Origin of the sequence: uncultured Caballeronia sp. (genome assembly GCF_964243625.1) — a bacterium.
Taxonomy (GTDB): domain Bacteria; phylum Pseudomonadota; class Gammaproteobacteria; order Burkholderiales; family Burkholderiaceae; genus Caballeronia.
Genome location: NZ_CAXTGZ010000206.1, coordinates 1 through 3,032 on the forward strand (window position 1 = coordinate 1; position 3,032 = coordinate 3,032).

The 3,032-nt window shown below is 59.9% G+C and carries 3 protein-coding genes and 2 pseudogenes (1 of these 5 running past the window's edge); 1 reads left to right on the forward strand and 4 read right to left on the reverse strand.

The genetic code is table 11. The features are described 5' to 3' along the window. Both ACFFAR_RS15585 and rhaM read right to left on the reverse strand, forming a co-directional pair. Positions 1-115, reverse strand: a pseudogene (locus tag ACFFAR_RS15585) (amidohydrolase); the annotation flags it as partial. 67 nt (positions 116-182) lie between these two features. Continuing rightward, positions 183-497, reverse strand: a complete 315-nt coding sequence (gene rhaM / locus ACFFAR_RS15590; protein ID WP_062171317.1) for an L-rhamnose mutarotase — start codon at positions 495-497, stop codon at positions 183-185. A 148-nt stretch (positions 498-645) separates the two neighbouring features. On the opposite strand from rhaM, the gene ACFFAR_RS15595 reads away from it, so the two are divergent. Continuing rightward, a complete protein-coding gene (locus ACFFAR_RS15595) occupies positions 646-1,599 on the forward strand; it encodes a LysR substrate-binding domain-containing protein (protein ID WP_174365280.1) in 954 nt (317 codons plus the stop codon). Here ACFFAR_RS15595 and ACFFAR_RS15600 read toward each other — a convergent pair. Both ACFFAR_RS15600 and rhmD read right to left on the reverse strand, forming a co-directional pair. Then, the gene (locus ACFFAR_RS15600) at positions 1,593-2,375 is read right to left on the reverse strand and encodes a glucose 1-dehydrogenase (RefSeq protein WP_174365279.1); all 783 of its coding nucleotides are present in this window, start codon (positions 2,373-2,375) and stop codon (positions 1,593-1,595) included. The two genes, ACFFAR_RS15595 and ACFFAR_RS15600, sit on opposite strands and share 7 nt — an antisense overlap. A 17-nt stretch (positions 2,376-2,392) precedes the next feature. Beyond that, a pseudogene (gene rhmD, locus ACFFAR_RS15605) lies at positions 2,393-3,032 on the reverse strand (L-rhamnonate dehydratase); it runs 537 nt beyond the window's last position.

The window sequence follows — 3,032 nt, forward strand, 5'->3', positions numbered from 1 at the left end:
AGTCGTGCTTCAGGTCGCGTGCGTCGCCCACGAACGACCTTCCCGGGCTTGCCAGCCACGGATAGTGATGCGTCTTCAAATCCCAAAGATGAATGTGCGGATCGACAACCTGCATGAATATGTCCTCGTGCCGAAAAGCTGAAAGCGAGCCAAAGCGTATTGACTGTAGATACCGGGCGTAATCAGGGAAGATGGAAAACCGGCACGAGCGCGGCCTGCACCGGCGAGCGGTCGGAATTCGTTTCCATGAGTTCGGCCATGCTGTCCCACCATTTGCGCATCACGGGCAAATCGGGCAGCGCGTCCATGCTGTGATCGGCCGCACGCTTGAGCGTGGCGAAAAGCTGGCCGGTGGGTTCGTCGAGAAAGATCCAGTAGTCGCGCACGCCGGCGTGCCGCAAGGCTTCCACCAGCTCGGGCCAGATCTCGCGATGACGCCGCTCGTATTCATCGCGCATGCCCGGCTTGAGGGTCATCCTGAACGCAATCGTCTCCATTGCGGCTTGCCTTTTATAAGTGTTGAAGCTACGGCGTAGCGTCGTTTGGCTACGACTATAATTCGCCGACTGATAACATGACAATCCGAAGTCAGGATCAGCCGATCGCAAAACCGAATCGCAGGCCGGAGTTCCTCGCGGAGTGCCAATGACCCAGAACGTGTCCCAGATCGCCCTCGTCAATCGCCTCAAATTCAAGCACCTTGCGCTGCTGGTCGCGCTCGATGACGCCCGCAACCTGCATCAGGCGGCCGAAATCATCAACGTCGCACAACCCAGCGCCAGCCGCATGCTGAGCGACATAGAGGAAGCGTTCGGCTTCCTCCTGTTCGAGCGCAATGCGCGCGGCATGCAGCCCACGCCGCTTGGCGTCACCACGCTCGCCTACGCGCGCCGCTCGCTTGCCGACCTCACCCGCTTTGCCGCCGACCTGGAAAGCAAGCGGCGCGGCGGACACGGACAACTCACGGTCGGCGCGATCATGGGCGCCGCGCCCGATGTGCTCGCCATGGCCATTGCGGAACTCAAAAGCGAACGGCCGCTGCTCAATGTCCGCATTCTTGGCGAAACCAGCGACCAGGTCGTGCAACTGCTGCATCGCCGGGAAGTGGATCTTGCGCTCGGCCGCCTCACCACGCCGCTGCAACACAACGACTTCGATTTCGAACCGCTTTCCCGTGAAGCGATGCGTCTGGTCGTGCGCGCCGGCCACCCGCTGGGCAAACAGACGTCGCTTTCACTTGATGCGCTGATCTCATGGCCGTGGATACTGCAGCCCATCACGAGCCCTGCTCGCGCCTTGTTCGAAGAAGAGCTTGCTCGTGCAAAACTTGCATCGCCTTCCAACATAGTTGAATGCGCTTCGATCTTCGCAACGTTGCAGCTTCTGCAAAACAGCGACGCCGTGGCGATGCTGCCTGAATCAGTGGTGCGCGACTATTTGCGCGCGCATCTGCTGGTCGAACTGCCCATTGAAATCGGCAAGAGCCTTTCGGGCTTCGGCCTTCTGCGACGCAAAAACGAAACACTCAGCGAACCCGCCGAATACTGCATTGCATTGCTGCGCAAATACTCGGCGGGTTCATTCACTGAAACTCACTGAAGGTTGACGAACAAACCGCCATCTACCAGTAACGATGCACCCGTCACGTACCGGGCGCGATCGGACGCGAGAAACGTCACGCATTGTGCGACGTCGTCGGGCTGACCCAGACGTCCCAGCGGAATGCGCTTTTCCATGTAGGCGCGCTTTTCGGAATCGGCTAGATCTTCGGCGTTCAGGTCGGTGGCGATCGTGCCGGGCATCACCGAATTGCAGCGAATGCCGTAAGGTCCCAACGCGATCGCGCACGATTGCATCAGCGAATGCACGCCCGCCTTGGTCGGCGTGTAATGCGTCTGCATCGCGCCGCCAACCAGTGCGCTGATCGAGCTCGTCGCGACAATCGCGCCGCCCGTTCCCTGCAACTTCATCTGGTTCGCTACCGCCTGCGTGACATAGAACGCGCCGTTCAGGTTCACGCCGACCGTCGCTTCATACACCGACGCCGGCATGTCCAGGAACGCATGAAACGGGCAGATGCCGGCGTTGCTTGCGAGGACATCCACGTGACCGAATGCATCGACAGCGTGCTTCACCAGTTCGATACCCGTCTCGCGCTCGGCAACATTGCCTTCCACCGCGATCACACGCTGGCCGAGTTGTTCGATCTCGCCGGTGACTTCTTCCACAGCGGATAAACGTCCGTATGAGCGGTCGTTATCGCCCCAGTAATTCAGCACGACGTCCGCGCCTTCCTTCGCGCACGCCACCGCGATCGCGCGGCCAATGCCTCGCGATCCGCCGGTCACGATCACCACTTTGTTCTCGAGCAGCACGATTAACCTCAATAGGCTCAGTGTGTATAAGGACGCGTCAGCGTGCATTCGGGATTGAGCCGCACGCCGAAACCCGGCGTCTCCGGCACCTTCATCCGGCCATTCACGGGCACGGGTTCATCCAGCAGAAGCGGGTTGAACATGGGCACGACTTCATCGGCTTTGGGCGCCATCATCAGGAACTCGGCGAACGGCGAGTTATGTCTTGTGACCACGAAATGATAGCTATATACCGATGAACCATGCGGCACGACAAGCACGTTATGCGCGTCGGCAAGCGCCGAGATCTTGATCAGTTCCGTGATGCCGCCGCACCAGCCTACATCGGGCTGCACGAGATCGGCGCAACCCATTTCAAACAGCATACGGAAACCCCAGCGTGTGGCTTCGTGCTCGCCGGTCGTCACCATCATGCCGCGCGGCACCGAACGGCGCAGTTCGGCGTAACCCCAATAGTCGTCGGGCGGCAGCGCTTCTTCAATCCACTTCAGGCCATACTCTTTCGCTGCATGCGCAAGACGTGTGGCGTAGTTCAGGTCGAGGCTCATCCAGCAATCCAGCATCAGCCAGAAATCGTCGCCCACTTTCGCCCGCATATCGGCAAGCTTGGCAATGTTCTTCAGGAGCCCTTCTTCGCCCTCGGCAGGCCCATGTTGC